At 64.1% G+C, this 18408-nt stretch carries 15 protein-coding genes; 13 read left to right on the top strand and 2 right to left on the bottom strand.

The window, feature by feature from the left end; genetic code table 11:
- Nucleotides 1-180 precede the first annotated feature (180 nt).
- Genes ACXR2T_RS14190 through mnhG form a run of 6 tightly spaced genes read left to right on the top strand, consistent with a single transcriptional unit; the run spans nucleotide 181 to nucleotide 6504 of the window.
- Nucleotides 181-3066, top strand: a complete 2886-nt coding sequence (locus ACXR2T_RS14190) for a Na+/H+ antiporter subunit A (protein ID WP_458839983.1) — start codon at nucleotides 181-183, stop codon at nucleotides 3064-3066.
- On the top strand, nucleotides 3063-3554 hold the full coding sequence (locus ACXR2T_RS14185) for a Na(+)/H(+) antiporter subunit C (RefSeq protein ID WP_458815409.1): 492 nt from the start codon (nucleotides 3063-3065) through the stop codon (nucleotides 3552-3554). Before ACXR2T_RS14190 ends, ACXR2T_RS14185 begins: the two co-directional genes overlap by 4 nt.
- Nucleotides 3551-5200, top strand: coding sequence for a Na+/H+ antiporter subunit D (locus ACXR2T_RS14180; protein WP_458815411.1), 1650 nt, complete (start codon nucleotides 3551-3553; stop codon nucleotides 5198-5200). Before ACXR2T_RS14185 ends, ACXR2T_RS14180 begins: the two co-directional genes overlap by 4 nt.
- The gene (locus ACXR2T_RS14175) at nucleotides 5197-5805 is read left to right on the top strand and encodes a Na+/H+ antiporter subunit E (protein WP_458815413.1); all 609 of its coding nucleotides are present in this window, start codon (nucleotides 5197-5199) and stop codon (nucleotides 5803-5805) included. Before ACXR2T_RS14180 ends, ACXR2T_RS14175 begins: the two co-directional genes overlap by 4 nt.
- Complete coding sequence (locus ACXR2T_RS14170) at nucleotides 5802-6110, top strand: MrpF/PhaF family protein (RefSeq protein WP_458815415.1); 309 nt, start codon at nucleotides 5802-5804, stop codon at nucleotides 6108-6110. The genes ACXR2T_RS14175 and ACXR2T_RS14170 overlap by 4 nt, the downstream gene beginning before the upstream one ends.
- Entirely contained in the window at nucleotides 6103-6504 is a 402-nt protein-coding gene (mnhG, locus tag ACXR2T_RS14165; protein ID WP_458815417.1) for a monovalent cation/H(+) antiporter subunit G, read from the top strand. The genes ACXR2T_RS14170 and mnhG overlap by 8 nt, the downstream gene beginning before the upstream one ends.
- A 118-nt stretch (nucleotides 6505-6622) precedes the next feature.
- Here mnhG and aceB read toward each other — a convergent pair whose 3' ends face one another.
- The gene (aceB, locus tag ACXR2T_RS14160) at nucleotides 6623-8275 is read right to left on the bottom strand and encodes a malate synthase A (RefSeq protein WP_458839985.1); all 1653 of its coding nucleotides are present in this window, start codon (nucleotides 8273-8275) and stop codon (nucleotides 6623-6625) included.
- Between the two features lie 135 nt (nucleotides 8276-8410).
- On the opposite strand from aceB, the gene ACXR2T_RS14155 reads away from it, so the two are divergent.
- The 4 genes from ACXR2T_RS14155 (at nucleotide 8411) to ACXR2T_RS14140 (ending at nucleotide 11881) form a co-directional block, all read left to right on the top strand.
- A complete protein-coding gene (locus tag ACXR2T_RS14155) occupies nucleotides 8411-9877 on the top strand; it encodes a helix-turn-helix domain-containing protein (protein WP_458815421.1) in 1467 nt (488 codons plus the stop codon).
- A 143-nt stretch (nucleotides 9878-10020) separates the two neighbouring features.
- The gene (locus tag ACXR2T_RS14150) at nucleotides 10021-10485 is read left to right on the top strand and encodes an FHA domain-containing protein (RefSeq protein ID WP_458815423.1); all 465 of its coding nucleotides are present in this window, start codon (nucleotides 10021-10023) and stop codon (nucleotides 10483-10485) included.
- Nucleotide 10486: 1 nt separating this feature from the next.
- Nucleotides 10487-11161, top strand: coding sequence for a transcriptional regulator FtsR (gene ftsR, locus ACXR2T_RS14145; protein WP_458839987.1), 675 nt, complete (start codon nucleotides 10487-10489; stop codon nucleotides 11159-11161).
- Between the two features lie 153 nt (nucleotides 11162-11314).
- Entirely contained in the window at nucleotides 11315-11881 is a 567-nt protein-coding gene (locus ACXR2T_RS14140; protein WP_458815427.1) for a MerR family transcriptional regulator, read from the top strand.
- Nucleotides 11882-12021: 140 nt separating this feature from the next.
- On the opposite strand, the gene ACXR2T_RS14135 is transcribed toward ACXR2T_RS14140, so the two are convergent.
- Nucleotides 12022-12822, bottom strand: a complete 801-nt coding sequence (locus ACXR2T_RS14135; protein WP_458815429.1) for a ParA family protein — start codon at nucleotides 12820-12822, stop codon at nucleotides 12022-12024.
- Nucleotides 12823-13013: 191 nt separating this feature from the next.
- Between ACXR2T_RS14135 and ACXR2T_RS14130 the strand changes: the two genes are divergently transcribed.
- The 3 genes from ACXR2T_RS14130 (at nucleotide 13014) to ACXR2T_RS14120 (ending at nucleotide 18383) form a co-directional block, all read left to right on the top strand.
- Nucleotides 13014-16412, top strand: a complete 3399-nt coding sequence (locus ACXR2T_RS14130; protein WP_458815431.1) for a pyruvate carboxylase — start codon at nucleotides 13014-13016, stop codon at nucleotides 16410-16412.
- Between the two features lie 18 nt (nucleotides 16413-16430).
- Nucleotides 16431-16922: a peptide deformylase gene (gene def / locus ACXR2T_RS14125; RefSeq protein WP_458815433.1), complete on the top strand. Its 492-nt coding sequence runs from the start codon at nucleotides 16431-16433 to the stop codon at nucleotides 16920-16922.
- 132 nt (nucleotides 16923-17054) lie between these two features.
- On the top strand, nucleotides 17055-18383 hold the full coding sequence (locus tag ACXR2T_RS14120) for a sensor histidine kinase (RefSeq protein WP_458839989.1): 1329 nt from the start codon (nucleotides 17055-17057) through the stop codon (nucleotides 18381-18383).
- Nucleotides 18384-18408: the final 25 nt, after the last annotated feature.

The following is an 18408-nucleotide window of genomic DNA, read 5'->3' as shown; positions in this document are numbered from 1 at the left end:
GTGTGGGAGAGTAGGTCACCGCCGGACATCTTTTAGTGGGGGTTGGTTCACAATTGTGTGAGCCAGCCCCCTTTTTTTTATGCCCAAAACCAGGGACATATACAGCCCCAGGAATCTGCCACGCGCTCCCCGATAGGATTGTGGCGGGCCATCTAGATACCTTAAGAAAGTAGGCAGTGCATGGGTGCAATGACCAGCATGCTGCTCGTCGTTGCGCTGTGCGCTATCTGCGTCCACCCTGTGGTGGCACGGCTCGGACCACGATCGTTCCTGCTCCTTGCCACCCTCATGGGCGGAATGTTCAGCTGGGTTTTGGTGCTGAGTATCCCGGTCTTCGGGGGAGACGTACTCACCGAGTATCACGAGTGGATCCCTCAGCTGTCTATGAGCCTCGGGTTCAGGCTAGATCCTGTCGCGGCCGTGTTCGCGCTCCTCGTCACAGGGGCGGGCGCGCTCGTGTTGCTCTACTGTGCGTATTACTTCGAAGCAGGCGAAGCAGGGCTCGCACGGTTCGCCGCCGTGTTCATGGGCTTCACTGTTTCGATGCTGGGGCTCGTGCTCGCGGACGATGTCTATCTGCTCTTCATCTTTTGGGAGGCCACAACGGTCTTCTCCTTTCTGCTCATCGGCCACGTCACGAGGCTTCGAACGGCTAACGCGGCCGCGTTGCAGGCACTCATCGTAACGACGTTTGGCGGCCTGGCAATGCTCGTGGGGCTCGTGCTACTGGTAGCAGAGACGGGAACGAGCTCGCTCGCGGGCATCGTCGAAGCATCGCCCACCGGTGTGACGGCGACGGTAGCGGTATATCTCGTGCTCACGGGAGCGCTTTCTAAGTCAGCGATTTTCCCGTTCCACTTCTGGCTGCCCGGTGCCATGTCAGCCCCCACACCAGTGAGCGCGTATTTGCACGCCGCAGCCATGGTGAAGGCAGGCGTGTACCTGATTGCTCGGCTGGCCCCCGGGATTGCCGACGTGCCAGGCTTCAGGGTGACCCTGGTGTGCCTCGGGGCCATCACCATGATCAGCGGCGGGCTCCGTGCACTGCGCCAGTACGATATCAAGCTGCTGGTTGCGCACGGCACGGTCAGTCAGCTGGGCTTGCTCGTGATGGTGATCGGCATTGGCACCCCGGCCACGACCTTCGCCGGCATCACGCTGCTGCTCGCCCACGCCGCGGCAAAAGCGCCCCTGTTCTTGTCGGTCGGGGTGATCGACCACGCAACCGGCACTCGTGACATGCGTGAGTTGAGCGGGCTAGCACGTTCGATGCCCGTGCTCGCGATCATTTCGGGGGTTGCCGCGGCATCCATGGCCGGGTTCCCACCGTTTGTCGGGTTCGTCGCCAAAGAAGCGGCTTTCACTGAGATGCTCGACGAAGGCCAGGGCAGCAATCTCGCCGTCCTCGCATTCTGGGTCGCGCTCGTCGGCAGCATTCTTACTGTGGCCTACATGGGGCGCTTCTACTGGGGAGCGTTTTGGTCGAAGCCGGGTGTGGCGCCCTCACGCATCGTGCACGCGCAGCACCCGGGCATCTACGTCGCCCCCGCAATTTTTGCGAGCCTCGCGCTGCTGCTTGGGGTCGGCGCACCCTGGTTGGGTGAGGTGTTGAGCATCGGTTGGCCGAGTGACGCGGCGAGTCTTGCGCTCTGGCACGGGTGGACACCGGCTCTTGCGGCCTCAGGCGCTGCGATCGCCCTCGGCCTCGTCATCGCGGTGCTGCTGGCAAAACGCGGCCGCCCGCTACCCGCGCCGCCCGAGCGCTTTACCGCAGCGCACATCTACTGGGTGCTCACCCAGTGGATCGATACGTTGGCCGTTCGCACCACTGCCGTCACACAGCGAGGTTCCCTACCGTTCTACCTCTCCGTGATTCTCATTGTCGCGGCGGGAAGCCTGGGCGGCACCATTCTTTGGGGCCAGGCATGGCCCAACGAGTATGTACTCATGAGCTCACCGGCAGAGCTGCCCATCGCGATCCTCATGATTGTCGCGGCCTGTTTCGCGCTGCGCGCCCGCACACGCTTCCAAGCTGTTGTGCTCGTGGGCGTCACTGGTTATGGCATGGCCGCGCTCTTCGCAACCCACGGTGCACCCGACCTTGCCCTGACGCAGGCGCTTGTCGAAACCGTCACGCTCATTGCGTTCGTGCTCGTGATCCGGCGCCTGCCGCAGCGACTCAACACGCGAGTGAAGCGGCCCGTGCGCTGGGCCCGCGCCGTGATCGGCATCGCGACCGGCCTCACGCTCGGCGCCGCCGCGATCGTCGCACTCGGTGCGCGCGTCGCTGACCCGATCTCCCTAGAGCTACCGGGCCTTGCGTACGCGGGCGGTCACGGCAGCAACGTGGTCAACGTGATGCTCGTTGATATTCGCGGTTGGGACACGATGGGCGAACTCTCTGTTGTGCTCGCCGCGGCCACCGGGGTGGCCTCGCTCGTGTTTCTCAGCACACGCGCTGATCTACGCCCCAAGCTCTCTCGCAAGCAGGCGCGCACCGTCGCCCGCGACAATCTGCGCCGCGTCGCTGATCCTAACGATCCAGCCAGGCGTACGCCGTGGGTGCTTGCGGGCCGAACGCTCGACCCGGCGAACCGTTCGATCCTGCTCGAAGTTGTCGTGCGGCTCATCTTTCACGGTCTCATCATCCTGTCGATCTATCTGCTGCTCACGGGCCACAACTCGCCCGGCGGCGGGTTCGCGGGCGGGCTTGTGGCCGGCCTCGCGCTCGTCGCTCGCTACCTCGCCGGGGGGCGTCACGAACTGAGCGCCACCGTGCCGCTCGACGCTGGCCGTATTTTGGGGGCGGGGCTCGCTATCGCGGTGACAATGGCACTGCTTCCGATGTTCTTTGGCCAGTCGGCGCTCGCCTCTGCCTGGATCGACGTGGACCTCGGCTGGTTCGGCACACTGCCGCTCGTCACATCGACGCTGTTCGATATCGGCGTGTACCTCGTGGTTTTTGGTCTGGTGCTCGATGTGCTGCGCAGCCTCGGCTCAGAGATTGATGAACACGAAGAGCTCGACAAACAGGCGGCCCAGCAAGAGGAGGCGAAGACCCCGTGACCACACCACTCATACTCGTTCTCGTGATGGTGGTGCTGATCTCCTGCGGCATCTACCTCATGCTCGACCGCACCCTCACGCGCATCCTGCTCGGATTCTTGCTGGTGGGTAACGGCGCGAACCTGCTCATTTTTCTGATGTCCGGATCATTTGGCCGAGCACCGATCGTCGGGGGCGGAGAAGAAGGCATGAGCGATCCACTGCCGCAGGCCTTCATTTTGACGGCGATCGTGATCACGTTTGGTGTGAGCGCATTCTTGCTCGCGCTGATTTACCGTTCTTGGCGGCTTGCACAAGACCGCAGCGATACCGTGCGCGATGACGACTCCGATCTCGAGCTGGGCTCGACCGACGCTCTCGCGAGCGACGAGGTGACCGATGAGGACGTGGCCGAGACGCCCGAAACCTCTGACGACACAGAGACCGACGAAGATGCCGAGTTAGGCATCGACGTGGCGAGCCAGCAGACCGGAGGAAACCACGCATGACCGTGCTTGTGCCTTTGATCGTGCTCGTGCCGCTGGCGGCGGCGGCCATCACGCTCGCGCTGCCGGGGCGCAGGCGCACCCAGCAGGGCATCACGCTCGCCGCGCTGATCGCAGCCGTGGGCATCTCGGGCACCCTCATGTGGGTGGTCGATGCCCAGGGCGCACTCGTCATGGAGGTGGGAGGTTGGGCAGCGCCCTTCGGGATCGCGCTCGTCGTCGACCGAGTGGCGGCGCTCATGCTCACGGTGTCGGCCGTGGTACTGCTCGGGGTGTTTCTGTTCTCGATCGGTCAGGGCCTCGCCGACGGCGACGATGAGACGCCCGTTTCGATCTACTATCCGACGTACCTCGTGCTGGGCGCCGGGGTCTTCAACGCGTTCGTCGCGGGTGACCTCTTCAACCTCTACGTCGGCTTCGAGATCCTTCTGGTGGCGAGCTATGTGCTGATCACCCTCGGGGGCACGGCGCAGCGCATTCGTGCTGGCGTCACCTACGTTGTCGTGTCGCTCGTGTCTTCCGTGCTGTTTCTTGCCACGATTGCCCTGATTTATGGTGCTACGGGCACGGTCAACATGGCCCAGCTCACGCTGCGCATCGCTGAGCTGCCGGGCGAAGTGCAGTTGCTTCTCAACCTTGCCCTGCTCATTGCGTTTGGCATTAAGGCAGCAGTGTTTCCGCTGTCCTTCTGGCTGCCCGACTCGTACCCCACGGCTCCTGCGCCCGTGACCGCGGTGTTCGCTGGGCTACTCACGAAAGTGGGCGTGTACGCGATTATTCGCAGCCAAACCCAGCTTTTTCCGCACTCCAGCGTTGACCCATTACTCATGGTGATCGCAGGGCTCACGCTCTTGATCGGCATTCTCGGTGCCGTGTCGCAGCTCGACGTGAAACGACTGCTCTCGTTCACATTGATCAGCCATATCGGGTACATGATCTTTGGTATCAGCATGGCAAACGCCGCCGGATTCGCCGCCACCATCTATTACATCGCGCACCACATTATTGTGCAGACGACGCTGTTCTTGGCAGTGGGACTCATTGAGCGTGAAGGTGGCACGACCTCGCTCGCCGAACTGGGCGGTCTGATGCGTCGCTCGCCGATTATCGCGGTGCTGTTCTTTATTCCAATGCTCAACCTGGGCGGGATCCCGCCGTTTTCTGGCTTCATCGGCAAGATGGGGCTCTTCACTGCCGCGGCAGACCTTGCGACTCCGGGGGCATACTGGCTGATTGGCATCGGGGCGCTCGTATCTTTGTTGACGCTGTATGCGCTCGCACGCGCCTGGGTGCTTGCATTCTGGCGACCGCGCCGCACTTCGGTGGTGCGCGCGGCGGCTCCCTCTACAGAGGCGATGGTGTTACGCGCCCGAGAAGACGCGATGATTGAGAAGTTGCAGGACGCCCCCGACGCTGGCCCGCTGCAGGACCGCAAAGACATTCCTAAGTTGATGCTCACCGCGACGACGGGCATGGTACTTGTCAGCCTTGCGCTGACGGTGTTTGCGGGCCCGCTGTACGCGTATGCGACGCGGGCGGGCGAGACGATGGCGAACCCGGGTAAGCTCGTCTCGATGGTGCTAGGTGATACGCCGGGGCAACTCGGCGGTGGCAGCGGTGACACCGCGCCAGAGGGGAGCAGCGAATGAGCGAGCTGCGTCGCCTCGAGCGCGCTGTGCGCGTGCACGAGCTACCGCTCATGGTGGGCCTCGTGGCGCTGTGGGCGCTCTTGTGGGGCGAGTTCTCGCCGCTGTCGATCGTGAGCGGCGTGATCGTCGCAATCGTCGTGATGCGTCTATTCTATTTGCCGCCGGTCGAACTAGCGGGCAAGTTTAGTCCGTTACATGCGCTGCGCTACCTGGCCTACTTTCTCTGGCACGTGGCGAAGGCGTCATGGCAGGTGGCGTGGCTAGCGGTGCGCCCGGGCCCCACACCGCCCGTCGCCATCATCGGCGTGAAGCTGCGCACCAAGTCAGACTTTATTTTGACTGCGACGGGGCTCACGATTTCGCTGATTCCCGGCTCGTTCGTGGCAGACGTCGACCGGTTCGAATCGGTGCTCTACCTGCACGTGCTCAACACGCCCAGCCAGCACGAGATTACGGCGATGCGCCGTGAGGTGCTGCGCATTGAGCGGCTGCTCGTGCTCACATTTGGTACCGTCGGCGGGCAGACGGCACCTGAAAGCCCGCCCGAAGGCACCCCCGAAGGCACCCCCGAAGTCGAACAGTCACGAGAGGAGCGGAGCGCATGAGCACGACGATGCTGGTCCTCGCGATCACCGCGGGGGTAGGGCTCAGCCTCACCGCCATGATGACGATCGTGCGCATTGTTGCGGGGCCGACGCTGCTCGACCGCATGATCGCTTCAGATGTGTTGCTCACAACACTGATGCTCGCGCTCGGGCTCGATATGGTGGTGCGCGGCCACACGGACTCGATTCCGCTCATGGTGTCGATTGCGGCCACCGCGACCCTCGCCACGATTGTCGTCGCACGCTACGTGCGCAGGCAGCGGGTCACTCCGGTGGCGCCGCCAGCGGGAGGCAGCAATGTTTAGTATCGCGCTTGCCGAACTCGTACCTGACGGCAGCCTCGCCGCCACCATTATGGACCTCACCGCGATGGTGTGCCTCGTGCTCGCGGCCGTACTGTCGGTCGCGGCCGGCATCGGTCTGCTGCGGTTTCCCGATGCACTCACCAGGCTGCACGCCGCCACCAAACCGCAGGTTTTTGGGCTGCTGCTCACGATCGCAGCTGTCGCGCTCGATCAACGCTCATTCGCAACGCTCGCCGCGCTCATTCCCGTCTTCGTCTTTCAGTCACTCACGGCCCCCATCGCGGCCCACATGGTGGGGCGCGCGGCATACCGTGCCGGTCAGGTCGACGAAGAGACCATGGTCATTGACGAACTGGGCCCCGCGATCGACCGCAGCGACTCGCTCTACCGCTGACTCGCGCTTCGGGCTCCGGATCAAGGGCGGGCTGACAGGGCTGTGCCCCGCAACAGTTCAGCCCCCGGCCGCGTGAGAGCGTGACCGGGGGCTGATCAGAGTAACCAGGCGATGGCGGTTACACGTCGACCAGGTACCGGCTGTAACCGGGTACGGTGAGGAAGGTCGGAAACTGGTCGCCCAGCGCCACATCCGTGAAGAGCGCCACCGCATCGTCGAAGTGGTCGCCGGTGAAACGATCGAACCCCGCGACGGCCTCGGTGATCAGTTCGGTCACCCAGCCCGCCGTGATCGCGGTGCCCTCGGCCGTGCACTGATCCTGGTGAATCCACTGCCAAATCTGAGACCGGCTGATCTCAGCGGTCGCCGCGTCCTCCATGAGATTGTCAATAGCGACGGCCCCGTGACCGCGCAACCATGCCTCGATGTAGCGAAGCCCGATCGTCACGTTCTCTCGCACCCCGGCCTCGGTGATGTCCCGGCCGATGCGCACATCGAGTAGTTGCGCAGCGGTGACGTGCACGTCGTTTCGCTGCCGATCAAGCTGGTGGGGGCGGTCGCCGAGCACGGCGTCGAATTCCGACTGCGCGATCCGGATCAAATCGGGGTGAGCGACCCAGGTGCCGTCGAAGCCGTCAGCGGCCTCGCGGCTCTTGTCCGCGCGCACCTTGGTCTCTGCCCGCGCCGTGACCTCGGGATCGCGACGGTTCGGGATGAAGGCGCTCATGCCGCCGATGGCGTGTGCACCGCGGCGGTGGCAGGTCTGCACGAGAAGCTCGGTGTAGGCGCGCATGAAGGGCACCGTCATTGTGACCTCGCTGCGGTCGGGCAAGACGAAGCGGGCGCCGCGGCCGCGATAGTTCTTAATGATCGAAAAGATGTAGTCCCAGCGGCCCGCGTTGAGACCCGCGATGTGATCGCGCAGAACGTAGAGAATCTCTTCCATCTCGAAGGCGGCAGGAAGGGTCTCGATGAGCACGGTGACCCGGATCGTGCCGTGCGCGAGGCCCAGATATTGTTCGGTGAAGGTGAAGATCTCGTCCCACAACTTCGCCTCTTCGCTCGATTCGAGCTTGGCAATGTAGAAGTAGGGGCCCCGGCCGCGGGCGACGAGCTCCCGGGCGTTATGGAAGGCGTATAGGCCGAAGTCGACGAGGCTGGCAGAGGCGGCGCCTGCGCGGCCCTGTGCGTCAACGTAACGCAGATGCTTTTCGACGAGGTGCCACCCGCGGGGGCGCATCACGATGGTCGGCGTGCGTTCGGCGGTGACAGCGTAGTGCTTGCCCTCGGGGCTTGTGTACTCGAGCTGCTCACGAATCGCGTCGAAGAGGGTGAGCTGTCCGCCGATCATGTTCGCCCAAGTGGGGCTTGTGGCGTCCTCTTGGTCTGCGAGCCACACACGGGCTCCAGAGTTCAGGGCGTTAATTGTCATCTTCGGGTCAGTGGGCCCGGTAATTTCAACGCGACGGTCTTCCAAGCCGGGCCCCGCCCCTGCGACCCGCCAGTTCGCGTCTTCGCGAATATGGCGCGTGTCTTCGCGAAACTTGGGGTCGCGGCCGTTGCCGATCTCGTAGCGGCGGCGCTGCCGGTCTGCGAGCCGCTCGTGGCGGACGTTTGCGAATCGCGTGTGCAGTTTAGTGACGAAGGCGAGAGCCTCCGCGCTCAGTATTTCGTCGCTGCGGTCGAACGGCCTGCCGAGAATCTCGATGCGGGGTGTGTGCGCGGGTGCGGCGGTCTGCGTGAAATACGGGGCCGCCTGTGTGATGGTCATGATGTGTCCTTTGTCGTCGTCGTGCCTGGTAATTCCATCTTGGGGTGAGTGCAATAGCAGGGAAGACCTTTTGAGGTGAGAAATTCGCCGGTATTTCTGCTTGCTGAAAATACGCGCGGGTGGCACGATGAACGCATGACATCGCTGCTAGGAGTTCAAGAGCCGGGCGTATCTGACCCGGGGGACGCACTCACGCTGGGCCGTCGCGTGCGTGAACGACGCACGCGACTCGGTATGACGCTCGAGCAGCTGGCCGCTGCCGTCGAGCGTGCACCCTCACAACTGTCGGCGATCGAGAACGGTAAACGTGAGCCGCGACTGCCCCTACTGCGCGCTATCGCTCAGGCCCTTGACTCGACCGTCGATGAGTTGCTGCTCGAAGAAGCCCCGAGCGAGCGGGCTGCGCTTGAGATTGCGGTGGAGCGAGCGCAACGCGGTGCGGTCTTTACCGCACTCGGTCTTGCGCCGATCCGGGTGTCAAAGGCCACAAGTGACGAGACGCTGCGCGCACTTCACGGCCTGCACCAGGAGGTCGAGCGGTTGCACCGTGAGCGGGCGGCTACGCCCGAGGAAGCGCGTCGGGCCAATACCGAACTGCGCCGTGAAATGCGCGTGGCAGGTAACTACTATGCTGACCTCGAACATGCCGCGCAGGGCCTGCTTGAATCAGTGGGCTACTCGAGCGGGCCAGTGTCGCAGCAGGTTGTCTCGAACATCGCAGCCAAGCTCGGCTTCAGTCTGCACTACGTCTCTGACGTGCCGCACTCGACCAGGTCGGTGATTGACCGACGAAACGGACGCATCTATCTCGCCGCGAATGTGCCGTCACGAGATGCACGCGCTCCCGTGCTTCGGGCGCTTGCTGGCGTGGTGTGCGGGCATGAGGAACCTCGTAACTACGGGGACTTCTTGCGGCAGCGTGTTGAAGCGAACTATCTCGCAGGCGCTGTGCTCCTACCCGAGGCGGCCGCGGGGGAGCACCTGCGCACCGCAAAGCGTGAGCGGCACCTTTCGATGGAAGACCTGCGCGACGCGTTTGGTGTGTCATACGAGATGGCAGCCCACCGCTTCACGAACCTGGCGACCGAGAAACTCGACCTGCGCGTGCACTTTATGAAGGCGCACGAATCTGGCACGCTCATTAAGGCCTACGAGAATGACGGCGTCAGGTTTCCCTCGGACGCACTCGGCAACTTTGAGGGTGCTTACGTCTGCCGCAACTGGACCGCGCGCACCGTCTTCGGGCAGCCCGACAGGTTTAATCCCTGGTACCAGTACACAGACATGGCGGCCGGCGGCACATACTGGTGCACCTCTCGCGTCGAGAAGGCTAAAGAGGGCCTGTACTCGGTGAGCGTGGGCGTCAGATTTGAAGACGTCAAATGGTTTCGTGGGCGTGAAACCGGCAACCGCACCGCATCGAACTGCCCCGATGACAGGTGCTGTAGGCGCGCGTCTGAAGAGCTCACCCGCAAGTGGGAGCAGGCGGCGTGGCCTGAAGCCTCGACGCCGACGAGCCTCCTGGCAGCACTGCCGACCGGCACTTTCCCAGGGGTAGACACCAACGAAGTGTATGAGTTCCTTGAGCGCCACGAACCGTAAGCGGTAAAGCCGCCACGCGCGGCCGTACACTTCAAAGCCCGATATTGGGCAGCGAGGTGCGTAAGCAACCCAGGCTGCGATAGCGTAGGGAGTACAACAGGGCGCAAGCCCAACACGTCACGAGTTTGGAAGGTGGGTGGGTTATGAACGCTGAATTTCATCCCCGGCGATCCGACGGCACCGAGGCGCGCGCAACTCAGCAGTTTCGCGATGACCTGGGGGCAATGATTCGAGCCCACGCGACCGATCTTTCCGTTGACGAGCGCGAAGCTGTAGGCGCACTGCCCTCGGGGGCGGCGTTGCTCGTTGTACGTCGCGGCCCCGACCAGGGGGCACGCTTCTTACTTGACCGCGATGTGACGGTGGCGGGGCGGCACCCGGCCGTCGACATCTTTCTCGACGATGTAACAGTGTCGCGCAGGCACGCAGAGTTTCACCGCAGTGGCACGGCGTTTAGCGTCGTCGACCTCGGCTCGCTCAACGGCACGTTCTGCGACGGGGCGCGCATCGATGGCGAGCTTGCGCTCACCGATGGCGCAGAGGTGCAGGTGGGCAAGTACCGTTTCACCTTCTTTGCGTCGCGCTTCGACCTGGGTGAGAGCGCCTAGGGTGGGTTCCCCCAGGGTCGCGCGGTCATCGCAGGAGCTGCTGAGCATCGGTCAGGTGCTCGCGCTGCTTCGCGACGACTTCTCTGACCTCTCGCCCTCGAAGCTGCGGTTTCTCGAGGAGCAGGGATTGGTGCGACCCGAGCGTACGCGGGCTGGCTACCGCAAATTTGGTCAGGTGCACATCGAGCGCCTGCGCATGATCCTTTCGCTGCAGCGCGATCACTACCTGCCGCTCAAAGTCATCGCAGAAGTGCTTGAAGAGATTGATGCGGGCCGCGATCCGGTGATTCCCGGGGCGGCCCGTACCGTGTCGAGTATTTTGACACCGCAGCGGGTGCTCAGCGGCGAAGAGCTGTGCCGAGCTACGGGCGCATCAAGGCGGTTCTTGGGCGAGGCAATCGCGGCGGGCTTACTCCCAGCAGCCGAGGTGTTTCCGCGTGAAGCTGTGACACAGCTGACTTCGCTCATCCACCTGGCAGAGAGCGGCATCACCCCGCAGCATTTGCGCGCCCTGCGGGTGGCGGCTGAACGTGAGGCAGAGCTCATTTCGCACGCTGTTGCCGCGCGTGGCGTCAAGAGCGCCACTCCGCGCGGTGTCGAAGACTCACTGGAGCTCGCAGAGCACCTTGATACCGTGCGTTCCGGCGTGTTGCGACGCCGATTTGGCTCCGCGTAAACGACCGCTTGCCGCGGCATGTCAACGAAGCTCGGAGGGGTCGCGCCGACACGCTCAAAATGGTGTGTGTCGGTCGTTGATCTCGGGCCCAAGGGTCGGTAGCGTTGTGTGAGTTCGGGGCCGCTCGGTTGCCGATTCGATGAGAGGAACGTGATGGAGAACTCTGAGCCGCGCGATACGCACGCGCAGCAGGGCTCGAGCGCGCCTGAGCTTCTCTTTGACGACGGTCTACCGCGCCCCAAGGCGAGTGGCTACAAAGGCAACACCGCGGCGCGTGCTGCGGGCATCAGCTACCGACAACTCGATTATTGGGCGCGCACTGGGCTCGTTGAGCCGACCGTGCGCGGAGCCAAAGGATCGGGTTCACAAAGGCTCTATGGGTTCCGCGACATCCTCGTACTGAAACTCGTGAAGCGCCTGCTCGACACGGGCATTTCGCTGCAGCAGATTCGCACGGCCATTGCGCAACTACACGAGGCCGGCGTGCACGATCTATCGCAGACGACCCTCATGAGTGACGGGGCGAGTGTCTACCTGTGTACCTCGAGCGATGAGGTGATCGACCTCGTAAGTCGTGGCCAGGGCGTATTTGGTATCGCGGTCGGTAAAGTGCTGCGAGAGGTCGAATCATCGCTTATCGACATGGACGAGCACCGGGAGCCGGGCGAGCAACTCGACGAACTCGCACACCGTCGCACGAGCAAACAAAAGTCTTCGTAGCATTACTGGCCATGCGTGGCCACCGAGGCGATGCCTGCTGTCTTAGAAATCTGTTCTTGCGTAACCGCTGCAACGCTAAAGCGCCGCGTCCCCTCTCTGGGGACGCGGCGCTTTAGTGTTGTTTCGCGCGGCGGTGCGCGTTACTTCTCAGCGTTCATGTTTGCAGAGCGCAGTACTCGATCCAGGATCGTGTCGAAGTTGGCGGCCATCTCTTGTGAGGCCTCACCCGGCCACATGTGCACGGGCTTCGCAGCGCCGGTAGCCTGCTGCAGCGCAGAACGCTCGGGGAGCTGAGGGCTCAACACGAGCGGTCCAAACATTTCACGCAGCTCGCGAATGCGGAACTGGTGCTCGGGGGACTGCGGCTGCGTGCGGTTGATCAAAATCCCGAGTGGCTGCAGGCGCGGGCTCACGCCCCGCCTAATCTCCTCGATCGATCGAAGGGCGCGGTCGGTTGCCGCGACGGCGAACAGGCTGGGCTCTGCGACCACGAGTACGCGGTCGCTCGCGGCCCACGCGGTGCGCGTGAGGGCGTTGAGGGACGGTGCGCAGTCGATGAGCACGAGGTCGTACTCGCTCTCGAGAATCGCGAGCGCCTCCTCAAGCTTCCAGATGTCTCGCGTTGAAGGATGGGGGCCGTCGAAGTTAATCGACGTGGGGCTGCCGACCATGAGGTCGATGACGCCGCCCTCGTGGTAGTCGTTCCAGCCGCTGTGCGCGATCGCCGCACGCACGGTCTTCTCCTTGGGGCCTTCGAGGACGTCAGCGACGTTGGCAAAGCCCTCGGGGTTGACGGCCAGGCCGGTTGAAACGTCAGACTGCGGGTCGAAGTCAACGACGAGGGTCCGCAGTCCGCGAGAGAACGCGGCCGAGGCGAGGCCAAGCGTCACAGTGGTCTTGCCGACGCCGCCCTTTAGGGAACTCACACTCAAAACATGCACGTGACGATTCTAGTCGATCCGGTTCGCGCAGGTGCCGCAGAATCTGCGGCGTGGCCCAGGATTTGTCGTGCGGCACCCCCAAGGAGAGCGTAGATGCCGACGAAACTGGGGGAAGCATGTATCTTGATATCGAACAAGTTCTAGGGCCTGGGCAGCCACTAAACGCGTTATTAACAGAGGGGTTTTACCGTATGTTCAAGAAGGTGCTTGTTGCGAACCGAGGCGAAATCGCGATCCGTGCGTTCCGTGCGGCGCACGAACTCGGCGCGCTCACCGTGGCGGTGTTTCCGTACGAAGATCGAAATTCGCTGCATCGACTCAAAGCCGACGAGGCGTACCTCATTGGTGAGGTGGGGCACCCTGTGCGGGCGTACCTCAACGTGTCTGAGATTATTCGCGTAGCGAAAGAGTCGGGCGCCGACGCGATCTACCCCGGCTACGGTTTTCTCTCTGAGAACCCCGAGCTTGCGGCCGCGGCAGACGAGGCTGGCATCAGGTTCATTGGGCCCGGTCGCCTCGCCCTCGAAATGGCGGGCAACAAGGTGGCCGCGAAGGAGCACGCGATCGCTGCGGGCGTGCCGGTGCTGGCCTCGACCCCACCATCGCAAGACCTCGACGCCCTCATCGCAGGTGCCCGCGAGATCGGGTTTCCGGTCTTTGCGAAGGCGGTTGCCGGCGGCGGCGGCCGAGGCATGCGACGTGTAGAACGCGAAGAAGACCTTCGTGAAGCGCTTGTCAGCGCAATGCACGAGGCCGACAACGCGTTCGGTGATGCGACGATGTTCATTGAGCAGGCCGTGTTGCGCCCGCGCCACATCGAGGTGCAGGTGTTGGCAGACAAGACCGGCGCGACCGTGCACCTGTTTGAGCGCGACTGCTCGGTGCAGCGCCGCCACCAGAAGGTTGTTGAGATCGCCCCGGCGCCCAATCTTGACCAGGCCACGCGCGACGCCCTCACCCGCGACGCCGTCGCGTTCGCCAAGTCGATCGGTTACGAGAACGCGGGCACTGTCGAGTTCTTGCTCGATACCGAGGGGGAGCGCCGCGGCGAGCACGTGTTCATCGAGATGAACCCTCGCATTCAGGTCGAACACACGGTGACTGAAGAGGTCACTGACGTTGATCTCGTACGCGCGCAGATGCTCATCGCATCGGGCTCGACGCTCGAAGAGCTCGAGCTCACACAGGATCGCATCAAGCTGCGCGGCGCGGCGCTGCAGTGCCGCATCACGACCGAAGATCCTGCTAACGGGTTTCGTCCAGATCTGGGCCGGATCACGGCCTACCGTTCACCGGGCGGCGGTGGCGTGCGACTCGACGGCGGCACGATCGACGTGGGCGCGCAGATCAGCCCGCACTTCGACTCGATGCTCGCGAAGCTCACCTGCCGCGGCCGCACCTTCCGTGACGCTGTCGCCCGTGAACAGCGCGCGCTCGCCGAGTTTCGTATTCGCGGCGTCTCCACCAATATTCCGTTCCTGCAGGCCGTGCTCGCAGACCCCGACTTTCAAGCGGGTGACGTGTCGACCGCGTTTATCGAGGAGCGCCCCGAGCTGCTCGCGATGAACAAGCCGAAAGACCGTGCAACGAGGCTCCTGCAGCACGTTGCCAACGTCACGGTGAACCAGCCCAACGGCGCGCGCCCCGGGCACATCGATCCGGCGTCGAAGCTGCCGAGCATTGACCCGAGCGAGCCCCTGCCCGCGGGGGCTCGTCAGAAGCTGATCGAGCTGGGACCAGACGCGTACGCGAAGGCGCTGCGCGAACAGAAGGCGCTCGCTGTCACCGAAACAACGTTCCGTGACGCGCATCAGTCGCTGCTCGCCACACGTGTGCGCACCCGCGACCTCGCTCGCATCGCGCCGTATGTTGCGCGCATGACCCCCGAGCTGTGGTCGGTTGAGGCCTGGGGTGGCGCGACCTACGACGTGGCGCTGCGGTTTCTCGGCGAAGACCCGTGGGAGCGACTCGCTACGCTGCGCGAGGCGATGCCGAACATTCCGATTCAGATGCTGCTGCGCGGACAGAACACCGTGGGATACACGCCGTACCCGGCGAGCGTCGCCCGCGGTTTCGTTGCCGAGGCAGCACAAACCGGTGTCGACGTGTTTCGCATCTTCGACGCGCTCAATGACGTAAACCAGATGCGCGTCGCGATTGACGCGGTGCGCGAAACGGGCACGGCGGTCGCCGAGGTGGCGATGGCGTACACGGGTAACCTCGCGAGCCCCGGCGAGACGAAGTACACGCTCGACTACTACCTGCGGCTTGCCGACGAGATTGTCGAAGCTGGTGCGCACGTGCTCGCGATTAAAGACATGGCGGGGCTGCTGCGTCCGCAGGCTGCCGCGACCCTCGTCGCCGCGCTGCGCGAGCGTTTTGACCTGCCCGTGCACCTGCACACGCACGACACACCGGGTGGCCAGCTCGCGACGCTGCTTGCAGCGTCACAGGCCGGCGTCGACGCGGTCGATGTTGCCTCAGCGCCCATGTCGGGCACCACGAGCCAGCCATCGATGTCGGCGCTCGTGGCTGCGCTCGCCGACACCGACCGCGACACCGGCATCTCACAAGACTCCGTGTACGCGCTCGAGCCCTACTGGGACGCGGTGCGCGCGCTGTACAAGCCGTTCGAATCGGGGCTGCCTTCGCCCACCGGCCGCGTGTACACTCACGAGATTCCTGGCGGGCAGCTGTCGAACCTGCGCCAGCAGGCGATCGCCCTGGGACTGTCTGAGAACTTTGAGAAGATCGAAGACATGTATGCGGCGGCCGACCGCATTCTGGGACGTATCCCCAAGGTGACGCCGTCGTCGAAGGTGGTGGGCGACCTCGCGCTGCACCTTGCGGCGGTCGATGCCGACCCGGCCGACTTCGAAGCGAACCCGGGCAGCTACGACGTACCCGACTCGGTGGTCGGTTTTCTTGCTGGCGAGTTGGGCGAGATTCCGGGCGGCTGGCCCGAGCCGTTTAGGTCGAAGGTGCTCGCGGGCAAGAACGTGAAGCCCGAGGTTGCGGCTCTGAGCCCCGAGGATGAAGCCCTCCTGGCGACGCCGGGCGAAACTCGGCAGGCCGCGCTCAACAGGCTGCTGTTTCCGGTCCCCACTAAGCAGTACGAAGAGTCGCGCGAGAAGTTTGGCAACCTCTCGGTGCTCGATACCTCGGACTACCTGTACGGGCTCGAAGCAGGAGTCGAGCGGGTCTTTGACCTGTCGCGCGGTGTCAGCCTCTACGTGGGGCTCGAAGCGATCGGTGCCGCCGACGATAAGGGCGTGCGCACGGTGATGGTGCGGCTCAACGGCCAGCTACGCCAGGTGTTTGTGAAAGACGACTCGGTCGCCGTGCAGACGCCAGTGGCTGAGAAAGCTGATCGCACCCTTCCCGGCCACACGGCCGCGCCATTCTCGGGCACTGTCACTGTCAACGTCGCGGCGGGCGACGAGGTCGAAGCCGGGCAGCCGATCGCCACGATCGAAGCGATGAAGATGGAGGCGCCCATCACCGCGCAGGTGTCGGGTAAGGTCGAGCGCCTCGTGTTCACGGGCACCCGCGCGGTCGAATCGGGTGACCTCATCGCCGTGATCGGTTAGGCGCTAAGCTCGTAAGCTATGGCAATTCGAGAAATTCGACTGTTCGGTGATCCGGTGCTGCGCACAGTGTGCGAGCCAATTGAGACCATCGATGACGGAGTGCGAGCCCTCGTGGCTGACCTGTGCGACACCGTCGCATTTGACGGTCGTGCGGGGCTCGCCGCCACCCAGATTGGGTACCGGGAGCGGGCGTTTAGCCTGCACATTGACGGCCGGGTGAGCTACGTGCTCAACCCCGAGATCGTCGCGCTCGACGGTGACCCGGTCGCCACGGGGGAGGGATGCCTCTCGGTGCCCGACCTGTGGTTTGAGGTGATGCGCTACCCGCGGGCGACCGTGCGCGGCATCGATCTTGACGGCCGCGAGGTTGTGATCTCGGGGTCGGGTCTACTCGCGCAAGCCCTGCAACACGAGTGCGACCACCTCGACGGCAAACTATACATTTCGCGCCTTGACCGCGAAACTCGCGGCGAGGCGATGCGGCAGATTCGCACCTCGAGCTGGTTCTAAGCTCGGGGTAGGCGCACGGCAACGCTTGACCGCAACAACGCTGCACCACGAAGGCGCCCGGGGGATAACCCCCGGGCGCCTTCGTGGGCTCACAGGATTCACAGCCCCGGCTGCGGCGAAGAGAATTGAAGTATGAACGATACCCCTGCACGGCCACCCTTCATTCTCGACCTTTGGCGACGTTTGCCGCGCGAGATGGGCTACCTCCTCGCCGGCCTACCTATCGCGGTTGCGGGCCTCGCAGTCTTCACGACCCTGGTGTCGCTGGGCTTGTCGCTCGTCGTGTTCACGATCGGACTGTTTGTGCTCGTGGGCGCGCTGCTCGCTGCGCGCGGGTTCGGTCGATTTGAACGGGTACGCCTCGCTTGGGCCGGGAGGCCTGCGATTGCCGAGCCGGTGTGGCCTGTGGCAGACCCCCAGCGGGGGCTCATGTGGCGCGCGCTCACCCCGCTGCGTGACGGCGCATCGTGGCGGTATCTGATGCACGCATGGCTCGTGCAACCCATCATTGGGATCGTGAGCTGGAGTGTTACGGTGACCTGGCTTGCGCTCGGACTGGGTGGGGCGAGCTACTGGTTTTGGGTGCGCTTCATTCCCATGACCGGCGAGAACATTGTGCTTCACCGTGTCGTGGTCGATTTCATCGCGCCGGGAAATCAGTGGGGCACTGACCCGGCGCTGGGCGAGAACGTGTTCTTCGCGATTGTCGGCGTGATTGCTCTCTTGGTGCTGCCGCTCATCACGCGCGGTCTCACCCTCGTACACTGGGGCGCCGCGGTCGCGCTGCTTAGCCCCGGTCGGGCAGCGCTGCTGCGAGAGGAAGTGGCGACGCTCGCAGCAGAGCGCGGGGCGGCGGTGCAGGCCGAGGATCGCTCGCTGCGTAGGCTCGAGCGCGACATTCACGATGGCCCGCAGCAGCGGCTGGTGCGGCTCCAGATGGATCTCGCGGCAGCAGAGCGCAGACTCGCACGTGACCCGCAAGCGGCGGGTGAGATGCTCGCCGAAGCGCGCACCCAAGCACACGATGCGCTCGAGGAGCTGCGGGCGCTGTCTCGCGGCTTCGCCCCGCCCATCTTGCAGGATCGTGGCCTGGCGGCGGGCCTGAGGTCTCTGGCCGAGCGCAGCCCCATTCCCGTGACGCTCACAGTCGCGTTCGACGAAAGCACAGAGTTTGCACCCGAAATTGAACGCAGCGTCTACTTCGTCGCGGCAGAACTGCTCACGAACGCGGCCAAACACTCGGGCGCACAGTCGGTGTCAGTGAGCGCCGCTGCGCCAGGGGGTGCCGAGCTGGTGCTGCGCGTGCAAGATACGGGTGTCGGCGGGGCGGCGCTTCGTGACGGGCACGGTCTCGCTGGCATTGCAGAGCGCCTGCACGGCCTGCAGGGGTACTTCGAATTTGACAGCCCGGTGGGCGGCCCCACGACCGTCACCGCGCGCGTGCCACTCGCTGCGCGATAACGTAGACGGGTGCGCTCTGACTTTC

The sequence above is a fragment of the Leucobacter faecis genome, from assembly GCF_054456635.2.
Note: the sequence above shows the minus strand (reverse complement) of the source record. Positions and strands in the feature narration are given on the sequence as shown.